Annotated in this window: 19 protein-coding genes; 11 read left to right on the plus strand and 8 right to left on the minus strand. The window is 40.3% G+C overall.

Features of this window, described 5'->3' with window-relative positions; translation table 11 throughout:
* Positions 1–20 precede the first annotated feature (20 nt).
* The 4 genes from EHO58_RS03640 to EHO58_RS03655 all read left to right on the plus strand — a co-directional run bounded on the left by EHO58_RS03640 (position 21) and on the right by EHO58_RS03655 (position 3,619).
* Positions 21–806, plus strand: a complete 786-nt coding sequence (locus EHO58_RS03640) for a dienelactone hydrolase family protein (RefSeq protein WP_135627689.1) — start codon at positions 21–23, stop codon at positions 804–806.
* Positions 807–892: 86 nt separating this feature from the next.
* Positions 893–1,921, plus strand: coding sequence for a synaptic vesicle VAT-1 family membrane protein (locus EHO58_RS03645; protein WP_135627688.1), 1,029 nt, complete (start codon positions 893–895; stop codon positions 1,919–1,921).
* Positions 1,918–2,856: a polyprenyl synthetase family protein gene (locus EHO58_RS03650; RefSeq protein ID WP_135678668.1), complete on the plus strand. Its 939-nt coding sequence runs from the start codon at positions 1,918–1,920 to the stop codon at positions 2,854–2,856. Before EHO58_RS03645 ends, EHO58_RS03650 begins: the two co-directional genes overlap by 4 nt.
* The gene (locus tag EHO58_RS03655; RefSeq protein ID WP_135678670.1) at positions 2,837–3,619 is read left to right on the plus strand and encodes a TlyA family RNA methyltransferase; all 783 of its coding nucleotides are present in this window, start codon (positions 2,837–2,839) and stop codon (positions 3,617–3,619) included. Before EHO58_RS03650 ends, EHO58_RS03655 begins: the two co-directional genes overlap by 20 nt.
* 14 nt (positions 3,620–3,633) lie before the next feature.
* Here the strand turns inward: EHO58_RS03655 and EHO58_RS03660 are convergent, their stop codons facing one another.
* The gene (locus EHO58_RS03660; protein WP_135678672.1) at positions 3,634–5,211 is read right to left on the minus strand and encodes a flavin-containing monooxygenase; all 1,578 of its coding nucleotides are present in this window, start codon (positions 5,209–5,211) and stop codon (positions 3,634–3,636) included.
* A gap of 293 nt (positions 5,212–5,504) precedes the next feature.
* Between EHO58_RS03660 and EHO58_RS03665 the strand changes: the two genes are divergently transcribed.
* Positions 5,505–5,927 (plus strand): LA_3696 family protein, encoded by a 423-nt coding sequence (locus EHO58_RS03665; RefSeq protein WP_135627684.1) that lies wholly within the window; start codon positions 5,505–5,507, stop codon positions 5,925–5,927.
* Positions 5,928–6,009: 82 nt separating this feature from the next.
* Here the strand turns inward: EHO58_RS03665 and fcpA are convergent, their stop codons facing one another.
* On the minus strand, positions 6,010–6,921 hold the full coding sequence (fcpA, locus tag EHO58_RS03670) for a flagellar coiling protein FcpA (protein WP_008589523.1): 912 nt from the start codon (positions 6,919–6,921) through the stop codon (positions 6,010–6,012).
* A gap of 351 nt (positions 6,922–7,272) precedes the next feature.
* Here fcpA and EHO58_RS03675 point away from each other — a divergent pair, with 351 nt between their 5' ends.
* The 4 genes from EHO58_RS03675 (at position 7,273) to EHO58_RS03690 (ending at position 10,618) form a co-directional block, all read left to right on the plus strand.
* Complete coding sequence (locus tag EHO58_RS03675; RefSeq protein WP_135627683.1) at positions 7,273–8,118, plus strand: ATP-binding protein; 846 nt, start codon at positions 7,273–7,275, stop codon at positions 8,116–8,118.
* Positions 8,118–8,570, plus strand: coding sequence for a 2-amino-4-hydroxy-6-hydroxymethyldihydropteridine diphosphokinase (folK, locus tag EHO58_RS03680; RefSeq protein ID WP_135627682.1), 453 nt, complete (start codon positions 8,118–8,120; stop codon positions 8,568–8,570). The genes EHO58_RS03675 and folK overlap by 1 nt, the downstream gene beginning before the upstream one ends.
* A 1-nt stretch (position 8,571) precedes the next feature.
* Positions 8,572–9,372, plus strand: a complete 801-nt coding sequence (panB, locus tag EHO58_RS03685) for a 3-methyl-2-oxobutanoate hydroxymethyltransferase (RefSeq protein ID WP_135627681.1) — start codon at positions 8,572–8,574, stop codon at positions 9,370–9,372.
* A gap of 103 nt (positions 9,373–9,475) precedes the next feature.
* A complete protein-coding gene (locus EHO58_RS03690; protein WP_100708092.1) occupies positions 9,476–10,618 on the plus strand; it encodes an N-acetylneuraminate synthase family protein in 1,143 nt (380 codons plus the stop codon).
* Between the two features lie 16 nt (positions 10,619–10,634).
* Here the strand turns inward: EHO58_RS03690 and EHO58_RS03695 are convergent, their stop codons facing one another.
* Complete coding sequence (locus EHO58_RS03695; protein WP_135627680.1) at positions 10,635–10,982, minus strand: Hpt domain-containing protein; 348 nt, start codon at positions 10,980–10,982, stop codon at positions 10,635–10,637.
* Between the two features lie 153 nt (positions 10,983–11,135).
* Between EHO58_RS03695 and lpxA the strand changes: the two genes are divergently transcribed.
* A complete protein-coding gene (gene lpxA, locus EHO58_RS03700) occupies positions 11,136–11,915 on the plus strand; it encodes an acyl-ACP--UDP-N-acetylglucosamine O-acyltransferase (protein ID WP_135678674.1) in 780 nt (259 codons plus the stop codon).
* A 40-nt stretch (positions 11,916–11,955) separates the two neighbouring features.
* Here the strand turns inward: lpxA and EHO58_RS03705 are convergent, their stop codons facing one another.
* Positions 11,956–12,720, minus strand: a complete 765-nt coding sequence (locus EHO58_RS03705; protein ID WP_135678676.1) for a M15 family metallopeptidase — start codon at positions 12,718–12,720, stop codon at positions 11,956–11,958.
* 214 nt (positions 12,721–12,934) lie between these two features.
* On the opposite strand from EHO58_RS03705, the gene EHO58_RS03710 reads away from it, so the two are divergent.
* Positions 12,935–13,273 (plus strand): TIGR04452 family lipoprotein, encoded by a 339-nt coding sequence (locus tag EHO58_RS03710; protein ID WP_135627677.1) that lies wholly within the window; start codon positions 12,935–12,937, stop codon positions 13,271–13,273.
* Positions 13,274–13,338: 65 nt separating this feature from the next.
* Here the strand turns inward: EHO58_RS03710 and recG are convergent, their stop codons facing one another.
* Genes recG through EHO58_RS03730 form a run of 4 tightly spaced genes read right to left on the minus strand, consistent with a single transcriptional unit; the run spans position 13,339 to position 17,510 of the window.
* A complete protein-coding gene (recG, locus tag EHO58_RS03715; RefSeq protein WP_135627676.1) occupies positions 13,339–15,459 on the minus strand; it encodes an ATP-dependent DNA helicase RecG in 2,121 nt (706 codons plus the stop codon).
* The gene (locus EHO58_RS03720) at positions 15,440–15,835 is read right to left on the minus strand and encodes a hypothetical protein (RefSeq protein WP_135627675.1); all 396 of its coding nucleotides are present in this window, start codon (positions 15,833–15,835) and stop codon (positions 15,440–15,442) included. Before EHO58_RS03720 ends, recG begins: the two co-directional genes overlap by 20 nt.
* Positions 15,832–16,509 carry a hypothetical protein gene (locus EHO58_RS03725; protein WP_135627674.1) on the minus strand — a complete coding sequence of 226 codons (678 nt, stop codon included), beginning with the start codon at positions 16,507–16,509 and terminating at the stop codon, positions 15,832–15,834. Before EHO58_RS03725 ends, EHO58_RS03720 begins: the two co-directional genes overlap by 4 nt.
* Positions 16,510–16,511: 2 nt before the next feature.
* A complete protein-coding gene (locus EHO58_RS03730; protein WP_135627673.1) occupies positions 16,512–17,510 on the minus strand; it encodes a metallophosphoesterase family protein in 999 nt (332 codons plus the stop codon).
* Between the last annotated feature and the right edge of the window lie 9 nt (positions 17,511–17,519).

Below are 17,519 nucleotides of genomic sequence, written 5' to 3' on the forward strand. Positions count from 1 at the left end.
GAATACCCGAGGATATAAGAATGAAAAAGATCATTTGGTTCAGTATAACGTTTCTTTTAGCGACGAATGTTTTATCTGCAAAAGTTAAATCCGAATTCGTAGAATACAAACAAGGCGACACTATCTTAGAAGGTTTTGTTGCTTATCCGGAAGGAGCCAAAAAAGCTCCAGGTATCGTACTCGTCCATGATTGGATGGGCTTGGGCGAAAACACTAAAGCAAGAGCGGAACAACTCGCAGAACTAGGTTATGTTGCTTTCGCCGCGGATATTTACGGCAAAGGTGTACGTCCTAAATCCATGGAAGAAGCTTCAAAATTGGCAGCTTCTTTCAGAGAAGGGGACCGCAAATTATTAAGGGCCAGAGGACTGGCTGCGTTAGACGCATTAAAATCCCAATCTGGTGTGGATCAGAAAAGCCTTGCGATCCTAGGATATTGTTTTGGTGGGACCGCTGCCTTGGAACTCGCAAGAAGTGGAGCTCCCTTAAAAGGAACCATCAGTTTTCATGGAGGATTATCTACTCCTAAGGCGGACGACGCAAAGAATATTAAAGGTAAAGTTTTAGCTCTTCATGGAGCGGATGATCCTTTCGTAAAACCGGATGAAGTGGCAGCTTTCCAAGAAGAAATGAGAACTGCAGGAGTGGATTGGCAGTTTGTTTCTTATGGTGGCGCGGTTCATTCATTTACGATTAAGGAAGCAGGGAATGATAACTCTAAAGGGGCCGCTTATAATGAAAAAGCGGATAAACGTTCCTGGTTGGAGTTGAAAAACTTCCTAAAAGAAATTTTCCCTTCTAAGTAAATCATCCAAGAAACGGAGGAAATTTTTCCTTCGTTTCGATCTGTTTTTTCCTTTTAGGATAGGAATTAAAAGAGCAGAATGCCCACATGATTCGCTCCGTTTATCGAGTCGATACTAAGGGTTCCTTAGATTCTCTGGAAAGAAGAGAAGAGGAACTTCCTCCTCCTGGCGACAATGAAGTCACAGTAGAAATCCGTGCAATCGGTCTGAATTTTGCGGATATTTTCGCAATCCAAGGATTGTATAGCGCCACACCTAAAGGTTCTTTTATTCCAGGTTTGGAATATTCCGGTAAGGTGATTGCTGTTGGTAAAAAAGTCAAAAATTTCAAAAAGAACGATAAGGTCATGGGAGTGACTCGCTTCGGAGCATATGCTGATTATATCAACATAGACTCTAGATATATTTTCCCTCTTCCTTCAAAATGGAGTTTTGAGCAAGGAGCCGGATTTTTAGTCCAAGGACTTACTGCTTATTATGCTCTTCTTCCTTTAGGTGATTTAAGAAAGGGTCAAAATGTTCTAATACATAGCGCTGCGGGTGGAGTAGGGATCTATGCGAATCGTATCGCTAAAAAATTCGGAGCCTGGACCTTAGGTTCTGTAGGAAATCATTCTAAAATTTCTCTTTTAGAAAAAGAAGGTTATGACGCTTGGATCATTCGATCTTCTCGTTTTCCGGAAGAATTAAAAACCGCACTCGGTGGAAGAGAATTACATTTGGTTTTAGAATGTATTGGCGGTAAAATTTTCAAGGCAAGCTATGACGCTCTTTCCCCTATGGGCCGTATGGTTGTTTATGGTTCCGCTTCTTTTATGAGCCAAGGAGATAAGGTCAATTGGCTGACTTTAGCTTGGAGATATTTAACCAGACCAAAAGTGGATACATTAGAAATTGTTTCCGAGAATAAAGCGGTGATGGGATTTAATCTGATCTGGCTGTATGAAAAGATCGATGAACTGACTGTTCACCTCAAAGCACTTTTAAAATTAAATTTGGAACCACCTCATATCGGTTCCGTATATCCTTTTGTGGATCTTCCGGAAGCAGTCCGGCATTTTCAAACTGGAAATACTACCGGCAAAGTGGTGATTACCGTCGAATCGGGAAAATGACAAATCGAACGGAAACAAACGTACTTTCTCAATTATTAAAACGTTCCAAAGATCGTTTCGAAGATTATTTAGAAAACGAAGTATATCCATTCTTTAAAAAAGAATCTGCTCCTGAACTTGCAGATGCAATGGAATACAGCCTGAGAGCCGGTGGAAAAAGATTAAGGCCAATTCTCACATTTGCTTCTTTTGGAAAAATCAATGACGATTCTCTTTCGATTGGAGCTGCATTAGAATTTGTTCATACATATAGTTTGATCCATGATGATCTGCCTAGTATGGACGATGATGATTTCAGAAGAGGCAAACCTTCTCTTCATAAACAATTTTCAGAAGCAACTGCTATACTTGCGGGAGATGCTTTGCAAGCGTATGCATTCGATTGGTTGACTGGGATCGATTCTTCCGATAAGAACTTGCATAAGGATTTGGTTCGAGTTTTAGCAAAAGGTGCTGGGGCCGCGGGGATGGTTTCCGGACAAATGTATGATCTATTACTGGAGAGAAATCCTTCTTCTTTAACCGGAACAAAAGAAGAATTACTTTCTAAAACTCATAAATTGAAAACCGGAGCTTTGATCCAAGCTTCTTTTCTGATGGGAAATCGTTTGAGAGAAGATTATCAAGAGAGAGAAGAAACTATCTCTGAGTATGGTGCGAAGCTCGGTTTATTATTTCAGATCACGGATGATATTTTGGATATCGAAGGTACAAAAGAAGATCTTGGAAAAACTCCGGGCAAAGATGGAAAATCCGGAAAGATCACTTATCCTTCTTTATATGGAATGGAAACTTGTAAGCAGATGGTTTCCGATCTAGTTTCCGAGTTGGAAGAATTGGGAACGGATCTAGACACTTCTTCTAAAGCAGAAGTGTCAGAATTTCCGGAATTCTTTCAATCATTACCTTCTAACATTGGCAAAAGAAAAAATTAGGCTAGATGACTTACTCTTGAAAAAGGGTTTTGCCGAGGATATTTCCAAGGCAAGAAGTCTTATCTTATCCGGATCAGTTCTCGTGAACGATCGAATGTCCGACAAGGTCGGCACATTATTTGACGAATCCGTAGAGATCCGGATAAGAGAGATCATCCCGAAGTATGTAAGTAGGGGAGCTTATAAACTCAAGGCTGCATTCGAAAAATGGAATATTTCAGTTAAAGAAAAACTCTGCATAGATTGGGGCGCTTCAACTGGGGGATTCACTCAAGTCCTTTTGGAAGAAGGAGCAGGATTAGTTTTCGCTTTTGATGTCGGCTACGGACAAATGGCTTCTAAGGTAGCGATGAATCCAAAGGTTACCGTCAGAGATCGATTCCATATCAGGGATACTAGTTGGAAATTATTGTCTTCTTTATGGTCTGAAAAAACGAAAGAAAAGTTTCCGGATGAGATATTCCTCGTCATGGATTTAAGTTTTATTTCTCTTCGTATTGTTCTTCCTGTTCTTTCAGAACTCAAAAGTAAAAATCCATACGTTCGATGGAATATAGTTAGTCTATTCAAACCCCAATTCGAAACGGAATCTAGAAATTTGGACAAGGGAGTTTTGAGAGATCCTTGGATACGTTGGAAAACGATCCGTTCTTTTTTGCAATTTTTGAAAAATGAAATTAAAGGATCAAGGATAGGATTGGAAGATTCCCCGATTACCGGGAGAGATGGTAACCGGGAAATCTTAGTGTACTGGACTCTTTAGTCTAACCGATCCGCTTAACCAAAGGTTGCATCTAAAACCATAGAGACTCTGGAACCGATCCCAGGTTTTTTTGCCTTTCCGTCTGAACGAACAAATTCGTAATCCTTTGGACGAAGGAAGAATGTCCTGGCCTTAAATTCAAAAGTGAACCCTGGCCAAAGAGTGGTATTTCTGCCCGAACTCGTATTGTACCAGCTTACACATCCTCCGGTCAACCAAACAGATTTACCTAAGCGTCTTTGGATCTCTTGATTATAACGATCCTGAACGTCTTTGCGAACATCTATAAACTTTATGTTTTTATTAAGCAGGTAACGAATTCCCTGAAGAGCATATTGTACTTGGGATTCTATCATTAGGATCATAGAACTGTGGCCTAATCCTGTGTTTGGACCTACTATCATGAATAGATTCGGGAAACCGGAGACTGTGGTTCCTAAATATGCTTCTGCACCGTCTTCCCAAACGTCCGCTAAAAGTTTTCCACCTCTTCCTTTGATCTCAAAAGGGGAAACTGCTTCTGCGGCTTGGAAACCTGTAGCGAAAATGATCGCATCTACCTTATGTTCTACTCCGTCCTTTGTTTTAACCCCGGAAGGAGTAATCTCTTCGATGCCGTCAGTAACCAGTTCAACATTCTCTCTATTGAGTGCCGGATAATAATCGTTGGAAAGAAGTATACGTTTACATCCGATCGTATAATTCGGTGTCAGCTTTTTCTTAAGTTCTTCGTTATGAATACTTTTGTTGATAAAACTTTTAGCGAACTTTTCGAAAATTTTCATTAGTTTGGGATTGATTGCAAATGCTAATACTCCGATTTCATTCAACCAATAGATCGCTTTTCTAAACAACCATCTCAATGGGGGAATGAACTTAAAGATCCCTTTTACGGAACCTGAGATATTACTATCTGGTTTTGGGATGATCCAAGCAGGAGTTCTTTGAAAAAGTTTTAATGTTCCTACGATTGGAGCGATGGTAGGAACGATTTGGATAGCACTTGCCCCTGTTCCGATTACTGCTACTTTCTTCCCTTGCAGGTTATAACTATGATCCCATTTGGCAGAGTGGAATTTAGCTCCTTTAAAAGTATCAATTCCTTTGATATTCGGAAGAACAGGTCTGCTTAAGCCGCCTGTGCCACTTACCACAGATTTGGTTTTGTAGGACTTCCCACCTACAGTGTTGATTTCCCATAAACCTGTTTTTTCATCGAACGAGGCTCCACTCACTTCTGAGTTTGTACGAATAAAAGAACGGATCCCGAAACGGTCCGTACATTGATTCATATAATTTAGTATTTCTTCTTGAGGCCCGAAAAGTCTGGACCAATCCGATTTAGGTGCAAAGGAGAAGGAATATAAATGGGACTGGACGTCGCAGGCAGCTCCCGGATAAGTATTATCTCTCCAGGTTCCTCCGATCCCATTTCCTTTTTCTAAAATAACAAACGATTCTATTCCCGCTTGTTTCAAACGGATCCCCATACATAACCCGGCGAATCCAGTTCCTATGATGACTACATCATATACCTTTTCCGCTTGGGAGTTCTGGTTGAGGCTCGGTCTTTCTAATGTCTGAGCTACCATTCTTCTTCTCTCCTCTAAACATTTTCCGGATTCCTCCGGTGTTCTGTTGGAAATATAGAATACAGGTTTTTTGGGAAAGGATCGTCCGATCTTAGAATTCTATACGGGGAAATACTAATAAATTCCGGAATCAGTAAGGAATTTCATTCTGTTCTCGCTCTCATTTCTCTTTTGGAATCATTATTCCGGCACAGATCCATCAAATCTTACAAAAAGTGTGAACCACTTTTCCTCTCCCTGACCCGTTCCTTCTAAGCAACACGCTTGAAAATTAAATCTAGGATGAATACAGTATGATGGAACCGATCGTATTAGTTCCCAAGGCACTTAGGAACAGTTTAGGCGAAGAAGGTGCAGAGGCTCTCGTTAGTCTTTTAAATCAAGCCAATTTGGGGGGAAGAAAGTTTATGGAAGAATTCGTTTCGGAAAGATTTGAAAGAAGGCTGATGGAAGAAACCGGCAAGCTTCGTTTAGAGTTGAAGGAAGAAACTGGGAAACTATGGATTGCCATCGCAGAACTAAGAGCAGAAATGCATGCAGGTTTTGCGGGCATCCAAGAGCAATTTAAAGAAGTGTATAAAGAGATTGCAAAATTACACGAAAGAATTGCAGAGGTTCACCGATCGATCGCTTCTCAAACAAGATGGATGGTTGCGGTTATTATCGCTTCCGTGCTTCCTATTTATTTGGGATTAGCTAAACTGATCTTCCAATAATCTCTCACAATCCTTTTAGAAATAAAAAAACCCCGGGTTTATACACCGGGGTTTTTTCCTACATTGAAATGAAAAGAGAGGATTATGGGCGAACCGAAATCACTTCGTCTTTGTTGATCAAAGCAACGATGTGTTTGTATTCCGGGGAATCCTTTCCATATTTCAGCTCGGTAGCGCGGAGAAGGTGGATGTTTTTCTTGTGACGGAATTTGAACATCTGGTCTTCACTTGCTCCACCGTATTTCTTGATCATGTTTTCTTCGAAAGCGTAGCAGCTTGCAAGATACTTGTGAGCTGGGTATTCTTTCTCATTTTCATTAACCTCGATGTAGAGTTCCAATATAGGAATACACTGAGGTAAGTTTTGTAGATCGTATTCAGTAACAATCCAAGATCTGTATACATCGGAAAGAAGTCTCTTGAACTCGGCACGTTCACGTAAATCCGGGTTCTTGATCTCATCCAAATGGTTGATCGCCTTGGTGAAATAATTCAATGCTTGTTGTTTAGCTTCCAACTTTTGGCGGGAAACGACACGATCCTCGCGAGCTTTACGGTCGACCTTTTGCCAGTACCATTTCTCGTCTAGACGTTTCTTCTCCGCTTCCTCTTTACGGTACTGCTCAACAGCTTCCCTCATCTTGAGGACGGTATTAACTCCGGATTGATAGCTAGTTAGGGCCAGGCGGAACTTGTTGTTCGCGAAAGCCTTAGAAAGCTGATGGAGTTCTTGGAAGTTCTTGTCGTAACCTTTGAAGTCAGGGTTCTTCCAGATCGCTTCCTGCTCCTGGATTTCTTTTTTACGTTTCTTAGCTTCTTCCGTTAGATTCTTGTCGTCGTCTTCCGGAACGAGCTCACCTTTCAGCAGTTCGTCGATCTTATCAGCTGCCGCCTTGGCATCTGTCGTATCCTGCCCCCCTTGGTTCTGTGCGAACAAGGAGAGGTTGAGTCCGACCACGGCCAGAAGAACGAATATAGTCTTCATCACCTTCATAGTGCTCACACCTGTGCCTTCTCTTTCAAAGATAGGATTTAGAAAAAAGACAGCAAAGTCCTTTTCTTCTGTTTATCTATCGGTCAGGGACCTTTAGATATAAACCTGGATTAGAAAAAATTTCCCACTTTTCCTATACAAGGGACATAAACGAGGATCTTTTTACTCTATCCATTAGCAAAATTTTATCATTTTTCGCTAATTTTGTTCTCCGAATCCGTTCAGAGACTCCTCCAGGATCTCTCTTAAAGCAGAACTTGTCAGCAGATTTTTAGGAATTCCTAGGAAATGATTGGTCCTTAGATTTCTTTCTTTCTATTACTTTCCTTTTTTCCAGTCTGGATCTATACCATGAATTTATATAAATTAAGCCCGGTCCGGGAGGGTTCTCCTAATTGCAAATTCTGTGCGGGAGTCGGATTCTTTTTGGAGGAAAATGTAAAGAATTCCAGCTCTGGAATTCTGTTACTTTGTTCCTGTGTGGGAGAGTCCTGCCCTTGTGGTGGAAAGGCTCCTTATATGGTTTATGATGAAAGCCAAAATAGGATGTTACCCTGTGTCTGCCATAACGCTAGAATGGAACTTGGTAGGGTAGAATACTTGGTGAAGAGGGCTGGGATCCCTTCTAAATACAAATATCGTACTTTAAAAAGTATGGATACTACGCATCTTTCATTTCTCGCAGCATATGATTGGGCAGAAACATTGGTGAATAAATGGAATAATTCCGGAACTATTAGACAAGGTTTATATTTATGGGGAGCAACTGGTTCTGGGAAGACGCTTCTCGCTTGTGGTATCTTGAACGAGTTAATTCTGCGTTATGGAACTGAATGCAGATATGCAAAAATCAATCGTGATTTTCTTTCCACCATTCGAGACAGTTATCAAAAAGAAAGTGAACTTCATGGAATGGAACAAACTATTAAAAAACAATTCACCGATGTAGAAGTTTTAGTTTTAGACGACTTCGGAGCAAATAAAGAATCTGATTGGGCTAATTCTCAGTTGTATGATCTGATTGATGCAAGATATGAAGAAGAAAAAGTTACAATACTTACTTCAAATATTCAAGCCAAGGACTGGAAAGATAAAGCGGAAGGGCGTATTTATTCTAGGTTATTGGAAATGGCAGAAATAATTCATCTTGATTGTCCTGATTATCGGGAAAGTCATAACGTTCTCGGAACTCATTGATGGATAAAAATAACCATATCGCATTTCTTTGTTTGGGAACGAATTTAGGGGATCGTGAATTGTATCTTTCGGATGCGATCCAAAGGATTGGCGATCATCCTGAAATAAAAGTCCTAAAAAAGGGAACTGCTTTAAATACAGAAGCTTTAGAAGTTACGGACCAGCCTGACTTCTTAAATCAACTTTTGCAGATATCTACTCATCTTTCTCCTAGGGAACTTTTGGATTTTTTATTAGGCATTGAAAATGAAATGGGAAGAGTTCGCACAAGAGATAAAGGTCCTCGCGTGATCGACATAGATATTCTTTCCATTGATGATATGAAAATCCATGAGAAAGGTTTACATCTTCCCCATCATAGTCTGTTCACACGTCCTTTTATATTAGAACTTTTAAATGAACTCGGAGAAGGTTCCTTGATCCAAGCATTTGGGAATCCTTCGGAGGGATGACATGAGAGATGTTAGCAAATTATTTCCCAGAGGATCAAAACCCGTAGATAAAAAGATCACGGTATTGACCTGCTATGATTTTATGTTCGCTCGGATCTTAGAAGATTCCGGTGTGGATTGTCTTTTAGTAGGGGACACTCTTGGTGTGGTATACCAAGGCCAACCTACCACCTTGCCTGTGACCTTGGATGAGATGATCTATCATGCGAAGGCCGTCAGAAGAGGCGCCCCGAATACATTCGTAGTCGTTGACCTTCCATTTCTAAGTTATCAAGTTTCTTTAGAAGAAGGGATCCGTTCTGCTGGAAAGGTAATGAAAGAAAGCGGATGTGACGCAGTAAAATTCGAAGGCGGCGGTCCTGAGATACTAGAACTTATCTATAAATTAGAAAGGATAGGCATCCCGGTTATGGGACATATAGGCCTTACCCCTCAATCCGTGAACGTTTTCGGAGGACATAAAATCCAAGGAAAGGCGGAAGAAGATAAGGCAAGATTGATAAGCGAAGCAAAAGGGATCTCCGATGCCGGAGCCTTCTCCATTGTTTTTGAGCTGATACCTTCTGCTCTTGCTAAGGAAATTTCTGAATCTGTCCCGATTCCTACGATCGGGATAGGAGCAGGTGCGGCGACCGACGGACAGGTCCTGGTAATTTACGATTTTCTTGGATTGAATAAGGGCTTTAAGCCTAAGTTCTTAAAAACTTTCCTGAATGGATACGACGATGTCTCGAGCGCAGTCAAAAATTATATTCAGGAAGTGAGAAATGGAAGTTTTCCCGGGCCGGAACATTCTCATTAATTTCTTTTCTCTGCGGATTTCTTGACGTTCCGTGTGTGAAGTAAAGGCTGGAGAGAGAATCAATCCCGATTGTAAAATCGAACAAAGATAGGACGGAAGATACGTGGACATAGTCGAACTGGAGAAGGGATATCCGGAAACCGAAGCAAAAATAAAGGCTTTGGCATCCGAATGTGGGAACGCCACCGAGATTATTCGCGGAGCGGTTGTATCCGATACCATTCATTTTATCGGGGATACCCGTAAGATCTCCGACAAGGAAGGTTATGTAAAAGAACTTCCTGGTGTGACTAGAATTTGGAACGTATCATTGCCTTATAAAAATATCGCCCGTACAGCTGCCGGCAAAAACGGAGAAGTAGTCCATCGTGAAAACCGAATTGTAGAAGTTCATGGAAAAGATGGACTCGTTCGTAAGTTCGGAACAGGAAAACATATCTTCCTAGTTGGGCCGGATTCTCCTCAAACTTATGAGCAAACCGTTACTATCGCGAAACAAGCGGTAGAGATCGGTAAAAAATTCGGGATCTTAGATCGTATCATCTTTAGAGGTGGAGCATTCAAACCTAGAACTCGTCCGACTGATTGGAGAGGAATGGGTTGGGACGGTATCAAATTACTCGATAGAGTAAAAGAAGAAACCGGACTTCCGTACGTAACCGAGGTTATGGATCATACCATGGCGGAAGAAGTTTCCAAACATGCGGACATGATCCAGATCGGTACAAGAAACGCTCAAGACTTCGAACTTTTAGAAGCTGTGGGTCGCACAGGCAAACCAGTGATCTTAAAAAGAGGTTTCGGTAACGAAGCTATCGAATGGTTTTCCGCTGCAGAATATATTGCTAATCAAGGAAATTTGAATATAGTTCTTTGTGAAAGAGGAGTGAAAACTCTTTTCATTAAGGAAGGATATTGCCGTAATACTCCGGACTTGAATGTGATCACTCACGCTAAGAACCAAACAATTCTTCCTGTGATCTTTGATCCAAGCCATGTTGCCGGTGATGATAAGATTGTAGTTTCGAACTTACTGGCTTCTCTTCCGTTTAACCCGGATGGTTCCATTACTGAGACCTTACATGTAGAAGAATTCCGTAAAGAGCAAATGTGTGATGCGGCTCAAGCGCTTCTCATGTCTTTATACGAAAAAACGGTAGAAGCTATTTTAACCTATGAGGAAAAAATTAAACCTCTTACAGATAAGGTAGATTCTTATTTTTTGGAACGTAAAGGGAAAAAATAAGTCAGAGAGTTCTAACTTATTCCGGAAATTTGGGAGCTAATTCTTTTTTGGTTTGCTCCCAAAGACTCGGAAGTTCCTGACAAAGAGCTAAACAAGCTTCTAAGTTTCCTTCCTTCAATTTCAGCTCAGCCTCCGTAACATTCTTCTGAACTGCTGCGAGCCCAAAATTTGCTGCGACACCTTTTGTCTGGTGTAATTCTGCTTGGAGTTCTACGCTTTTCTTTTCTTCAGTGAAACTTTTGATATTTTCTAAACGGCTGTTCATGTTCTTGCGTAAAGAACGTACCATTTCTTCCAGCCAAATAATATCATCTTCATCATCGCCTTGTTTTAGGGAATCCAGACGAGACCAATCCACTAACATAGAATTCTCCTACCCGAACCGCGTTTGGTAAATGTATGCGGCTTCCCAAATTCGACGAAGCCCCGGACCGTTTACCGACCCCAATTATTTATAGCTTGAATAAAAAATCCACGTCGATTTTCGTATTATGGAAGATTTAAGAGGCGAAACTTAATGAAAATTCACCCAACAGCCATCGTCGATTCGAAAGCGGAACTACACGAGTCCGTCGAAGTCGGTGCGTATACAATTATAGAGAAAGATGTGGTAATCGGCGAAGGGACCGTGATCGAGACCGGAGCCCGAATTTTCGCAGGCACTAAATTTGGTAAATTTAACAAAGTCCATCATGGAGCAGTGATCGGAGTAAATCCTCAGGATTTGGGCTTCGATCCAAACACTGCTAGCAAAACGATCATCGGAGATAATAATACTTTTAAGGAATACTCCAATATTCACAGAGGAACTAAGGTAGATTCTCCTACTATTATCGGAAACAGGAACTATATGATGGGAAGTGTCCATGTAGGTCATGATTGTATTTTAGGAGATGATAATATTCTAACTCATGGTCTTGTTTTGGCAGGACATGTTACTGTAGGTAATAAGGCATTTATTTCCGGTTTAGTTGCAGTTCACCAATTTTGTTTTGTGGGCGACTATGCAATGGTTGCAGGTTGTTCTAAAGTTGTTCAGGACGTTCCTCCTTTTGCAACTGCTGACGGAAACCCTTGTACGATCATTGGTTTAAATACTGTCGGTTTGAAAAGAGGTGGATTTTCTCCTGAAACAAGAGCTGCGATCAAGAATGCATACAAAGTAATCTATCATTCAGGACTGAATTATAGAACAGCATTGGATCAATTGGAGAAGGAATCGGGTCATCCTCCTGAAGTTCTACAGATCATTAAGTTCTTCAGGAATAGTGATCGTGGTGTAATGAACCACAGATAATCGAAAGTTTAGCGTGTTGGACCTCCAACACGACTTTATCTTAATCTATCCTTGCACATTCCGGATTGATAGAAGTAACATATTCCAGGGGAAGATCTCCCAAAAAATCCGATCCCTGGAATTTTCCTTTAAAATTTAATTTTCCCTTTTTATAAGCATCCGCCCAAGCTCTTTGGAATTTATTAGAAAGAGGAGCATAAGACCAATGCCATTTCTCTTCATTATAACCTTTTCCGGCTCTTTCCGATTTGGGAGAATAAGGCTGGCAGAATCCAAATCTGTGAGCATTTTTCCTCATCCAATTATAGAATGTTTCACCTCTTCCTCCTTTTTCAAAATAGGAGTTTTCCAGAGCATTAATATCAATGTCTGTTCCCCAATGGTGGCGAGAAGTGCCTGGTGCGCTGGAAAATTCTAAAATTAAGGAAATGATCTGAGAAGGAGTTTTGTCTTTTACGGGTTCTCTCATCTTCTTTTTTCCGGAATATTTATCTTCCCAAATTGATTTTTGGTCCGCAAAAGATCTATGTGCTGAAATCAAAAAAGGCTCTTGTCTTTCTTGCGGATGGTCCTTTTTATATTCTTCTTTTAATTTTATAAATGCAGCCTTGGTTTCTTTTCTTAGAAAAAATTGTCTTGGATCTCCTGGATTTGTAAAAGAAACGAGTGCTTTCTCCTTAGGGAAATCTCCGATCAGGTAAGCAGTTTCCGAGACACCTTGGTAGGTTTCTTCTGTTGTTTGTGAAGATAAAGAGAAGATACCAAAAATCAGAACAAGTACTAAACATCGGAATAGGAACGGCATAATTCCATATTCTTCTTAGGCAACTTGGGGAAAAGGGATTTTCTAGTAGCCCTGATTTGTTTAAGACACAAATGCTACTACAGAAATTTCCGGGACTTTATGACAAACTCGGGCCTTGAAATCCGGAAATTTGTATTGCTTTACTTTCGAAATTCGGTTGAAGTTAAGCTCTAATTGGAAATTTTTTGTAAAAAACAAATTGGGAGAACCCTGGATGAAAAAAATCATCACTCTTCTTCTGCCCCTGTTCCTAACGTTTAATTGCGTTTTATTTGATGCAATTGGTCTGTCTTATCCAGACACCGTAGATGGAAAGGAAGCAAAAAGTATCATTCTGACAAGTGCAGTTATTGGATCCGCAGTGGGCGGTTTCGAAGTTCTTTCTATTCTTGCTCCTCAATTAGCAAAAGTAGAAGAAGATAAATACTATAACAAAGCTGATGTTGACGATTGTGCGAACGAAGCATTAATTATCAACTTGATCACTGTGGATTTAGGTGGTTTTACTTGCGACTTAAACCCTAGAGCAACGATCATTCCATTTATCTACTGATCCGTTCTTTAGATCATCGATTTTCGGCCGACTGAAAATTGTAAGTCGGCCGAAAACTCTTCCACTCAATTAGAAAACAATAAAGCGCCTTCCGAAAATCTAGAAACGATTTCCGATTTTTCCAGATCTCCCAAATTCCCAAATTGATTTGCATCTTCTCTAGAGATCTCGATCCATTGACTATCTTCTCTTAAGTCAGCGATCTTAAAGTCCGGTAATCCACTTTGTCTTACGCCTAAAAGTTCTCCAGGGCCTCTCAATTTCAGGTCAGCCTCGGACAAGAAGAAGCCATCATCAGAATCTACCAAGGCTTGGATGCGATATCTTGCTTCTTCCGTAATTTTGGAGTCCGAAATTAAGATACAAAAGCTCTCGTGTTTTCCCCGACCTACACGTCCTCTTAGCTGGTGAAGTTGTGAGATCCCGAATCTATCCGAATGTTCTATGACCATTACGGAGGCATTCGGGACATCTACTCCTACTTCTATCACGGTAGTACTGACTAAGATTTGGATCTCATTTTGTTGGAATAATTTCATGATCCTATCTTTTTCGGAAGTTTCCATTTTTCCGTGGAGAAGCCCTACTTTGAATTCTGGAAAAACATCTTTTCTTAATGTTTCGTATGCTTCTATACAGGATTTAAGATCCGATTTTTCGGATTCTTCTACCAATGGATAAACTATATAACATTGCCTTCCTTGGGAGACGTACTTTTGTATGGATTTATATACTCCGGATCTTTTTCCTTCAGTGAACCATAATGTTTTGATAGGGATTCTACCGGCTGGACGATTTTTTAAGGTCACTAATTCCAAGTCACCGTATAAAGTAAGACAAAGTGTTCTCGGAATTGGAGTAGCTGTCATTGCGAGAATATCAGGGTTTTTTCCTTTGGCTCTTAATGTTTCTCTTTGTTCCACTCCGAATTTATGTTGTTCGTCTATGATTGCAAGTCCCAGATCTTTGAAGACCACATCTTCCTGGAAAACACTATGAGTCCCTATGATAAATAATGATTCTCCCGTTTTGATCCTGAATATTTTTTCTGCTCTGTTTTTTTTAGGCTCTTTTCCTACTAAAAGTTCTATTCTAAGGAAAGGCATATTTCCTAAAAAATTCATTACAGTTTGATAATGTTGTCTGGCTAAAATTTCAGTAGGGGCCACCATGCAGACCTGGACCTGATTGTCTGTGTATTTTAGTGCAGTTAGGAGTGCTACCAAGGTTTTTCCGGAACCAACATCCCCTTGTAATAGGATCGCAGCTGGAGTATCCGACTTGGTCCATTCTGAAATTTTTGCGAGGCTTTCTTTTTGGTCCGGAGTTAACTCGAAAGGTAGATTTTTGATCAGATCCTTTGCGGTTTTAGATTCAGGAAGAGGCCATAAAATTCTAGGTACTTTTGCTCTTTGAGAACGTTTGTATTCTATCAGAAGATTGAAATAATATAATTCTTCGTATTTGAATCTGGTCCTTGCTCTTCCTAATTGTTCGTCTTCTGTAGGAAAATGGATCTCATTATAAGCTTGGGCACGATCCATCAGATTTCTTTTTTGAACTACTTGTGCCGGTAGAATTTCCTGAATTCTACCTTCTAAAAGTTTTAATGCAAAATGGATTAATTTACGAAGTTCTCTGGAATTGAGATGTTCATCTCTCATTGCTTCCGTTGTAGGATAAAGCGGAATGATCCGCCCTGTATGAATACTTTCCGGAAGATCATCTTCAGAAATGTCGGAATTCCCACCATAAGATAGAACCTCATAGTCAGGATGCATGAGTTGGAATCCTCTAAAATATTCCAGTTTGCCGGTCACAGCTACTAGGATTCCCGGTTGAAAAACCCTGCGGAAAAATTGGATCCCTCTGAAGAAAACTAAACTGATCGGTTCGTTGTTTTTTGTTTTTGCGGAAACTACAAGTCTGGATTTTTTTCCGTGAGCCAGATAAGAATCGATTACTTCTAAAATTAAGGTAACAGATTCTCCTTGTTTGAGAAGGATATTTTCCGTTAAGTTCCGATCTAAATATCTACGCGGAAACCATCCTAAAAGATCTTGGATAGTTTTGATCCCTACGGATTCCAAAACTTCCAACTTTTTTAGGCCGACACCTTTGACGACTCCGATGGAGCTGCTTAGGGAAATATCAGATTTTTTTTTATCAGAGACCGAGTTCTTCATCCTGGACTGGTTTCGGTTGAGGAGAATTTTGCACCATCTCCTCCGGAGCCGAACTTGAATCATCCAATCCTAGGTAACAGTAGCGGCAACCATAAATCCGCGCTTGTCGTTTTGCTCCTGGAGTTGCAGGTTCAAAAAGAACTGCGTATAAGTATTCATTCTTAGCCAAAAACCGACCACATACAGGACAAAGTCTGGGGCGGGGAACATTCGGATCCCAATTCCCACCGTAAACCTTTCTTGGATTTCCGTAATCATTGTCTTTAGGTCGTTTGGAATCCTTTTTATCCAAACGTTTTGTATCTACCGTATATAAAACATGGAAGAAGATAGCAGCGGCTGCTAAACAAGCAACTAAGGTAAGAAAGGTGATCATTGTTTTAAATAATCCTTTATTTTCTCCGCCATGGAGCCGGGCAATTTAATTCCCTTATCAGCTAATCTTCCTGCGTATTTATGAAAAGAATAGGTGTGCTGGGAAGATTTAATAATTCCTTCAAAACATTCTTCCAACGATTCTGAAATTTTTTCCCAAAGAGGAAGATTTTCAGAGATCATGTTTTCGTATTTATGGAGAAGCCTACGATTCACTCCTCTACAAATGGATCTGTAAAAACAAAAACGGATGAGCAATGCAGAGTCGGCATTCTTATCTTTTATATCTTTTTCTAATTGGTTCAGGTTGATACAATCTACGATTTCCAGTTTATAAGCTTGAGAATTATGTTCGAAGGTAACCAGGTTCAGGAACATATGTTTGAAAAGTGCAATTTTATAACAATTTTCAAGTCCACATTCTCCCATTCTACCTTCTTCACATCTGGTATACATCACTATATCCGTGTCGGAATCAGTTGTGGCCTGTCCAAAATTTAAGGAACCCAAGATATCGAATGCTACCTCGTCTCCTCCATAGTTGATAAGTTTATTAAATTTTTTGAAATCTTCTATTCTTTCCCTGGAGACTCCTGTCTCGTGAGATCTGAAAAATTTTTTTAGACCTAAAAATTTTATAATATTGGAGTTTGAACTTAGTTTGGGAAGAGTCATAACTATCGGATAAAATCTTCCGCCGGAACTTCCGAGTCGCTACTTGCATGGACAAGCTCTAACTTGTCTCCTGAGCAATCGACTTCTAAAAGATGGCGAATTGAGTGATCCGATAGTCTATTCAGTTTTACATTTTTTACAAGATTGTTTTCTATTTCTATTTCAGAGAAGAAGCCTCCAGGTTGAAATCCGAAGACTGAATCAACTGGTCCGAAATTAGAAGGATTCAAAAACACTGTTTTTCCTTTTTTTATGATCCCTTGGTCTTCGTGAACATGACCTGAGACAACTAAGGCAGGAGAATAATCATCTAAATATCTTCTGATCCCTTGGGAACCTACATTTCCAAAACTAGGGATCTTATCTAAAAATCCGTACGCAGGATTATGGATCACAACTACATCCGGATTTTCTTCTTTGAAGAAATCTTCCGGTTCGCTGTAATTTTTCCCGTTACGATTATACTCGTGGAATTTTACGGCTAACTTTTCTGGAATCCCCGAGGTGATTACAGGAGCTCCACCATAACCTGCAAATTTTAATCCTCCCATATCGAAGGTTTTTCTATGCAGGTCTCTTTCGTATAACGCGGAGTATTGAAGATCTATATCATAATTTCCCGGCAATAACCAGACAGGAGCTTTTGCGTATTTTTGGATGATGATCTCGATGAGTTCGTATTTTTCCTTCATCGTTTTTGCGGCTTGGTGGAATAACCGTCTGTAATCGTGGGATTTTTCTACCACGTTTGGTTGGTACTTCTCCGGAAAACGTACTGCTCTGGTTGCATAATCGTAAGGATTGATCTCTTCTTTGATATCATCCATGATACGATACATGTCTTCTTGGAGTGTTACAAATTCGATGATACGTTCTGGGTTAAAAAAGGCTTTGTAGATGATGTCGCCGGAGAAAAGGTACAAGTCGCATTCGGTTCCTAGAAGGACTTCTTTCAATCCTCTGAGTCCGTCGTGGATATCGGTGAGGTAAATGATCCTCATTTGGACTTA

The sequence above is a fragment of the Leptospira selangorensis genome (assembly GCF_004769405.1).
Classification (GTDB): Bacteria; Spirochaetota; Leptospiria; order Leptospirales; family Leptospiraceae; genus Leptospira_B; species Leptospira_B selangorensis.